Annotated in this window: 1 pseudogene; it reads left to right on the forward strand. The window is 76.0% G+C overall.

Features of this window, described 5'->3' with window-relative positions:
• Positions 1-1,049: pseudogene (locus ABZ297_RS46880) on the forward strand (hypothetical protein); the annotation flags it as partial.

Consider the following 1,049-nt stretch of genomic DNA (forward strand, 5'->3'; position numbering starts at 1 on the left):
CGCCTGCGGCCCGGACGGCGCGGCGGTCTGCAACCTGGCCGTGGCCGCCGCGTCCGGGCCGGTCGCCACCCACCCGGTCCTCACGGACGCCGACCTGGCCAAGGTCGTGGCGCGCTACGGCGCCCTCGGCGGGCGGGGCGGCGGCGACCGGGTCGACTTCGCCGTGCAGCCGGGCTCGGCCGCGCCCCCGGCGGAGCCCATCAGGGCCGGCGAGCTCAGCCTGCCCGGCACGCTCACGTCCAACTTCCACGGCTCCGGGCCGGTCGGCTGGAGCTCGGTGCTCTACCAGACCGGTGCGCGCCTGGCGCAGGTGCAGAACCAGTCCTGGCGCCCGTACGAAGCGGGCAAGGAGTATGCGGAGGCGTGGAACTCGGGCGTGGCGGGCCCCGCCGTCACCTCGACCTCCTCCGTCCGTGACGGCGACGTCATCTCCGCCTCGCTGCCGATGCTGTCGGACCCGGCCCCCGGCCACTACGCGCACGCCACCTGGACCGGCGGCACCGGCCGGACGGCCCTCTACCGCGACGGGAAGGTCGTCTCGGGCGGGCTCACCCCGAACGGGGGGCTCTTCCAGGTGCCGCCGGGCGGCGCCCGCTACCGCCTGGAGACGTCCGCGCTGCGTCCGTCGGCCGCGCTGTCCACGAGGGTGGAGGCGGTGTGGGAGTTCGACTCGCGTGAGGAGCGCGAGGCCGCCGCGCTTCCCCTGCTCGCCGTCCGTTTCTCTCCCCCGCTCGACGAGGACGGCGGGGCGCCGGCGGGCCGGGAGTTCACGATCCCGTTCCAGGTCGACAGGACGGCCACGGCGGGCAAGGTCCGCGCGGTGAGCGTCGAGGCGTCCTTCGACGACGGGGCGACCTGGACCGCGGCCGGGGTGCGGACCGGCCAGGAGGGGGGCGACGCGACGGTCCGGCACCCGGCCGGCACCGGTTACGTGTCGCTGCGCGCCACCGCCCGGGACTCCCGCGGTGACACGGTGACGCAGACTGCCCTGACGGCCGCGGGTTGCGACCCGATCTTCTCGGAGAAGATCAGCACTCGGGTCAAGGTGC

The organism is Nonomuraea sp. NPDC005983 (assembly GCF_040614375.1).
Taxonomy (GTDB): Bacteria; Actinomycetota; Actinomycetes; order Streptosporangiales; family Streptosporangiaceae; genus Nonomuraea.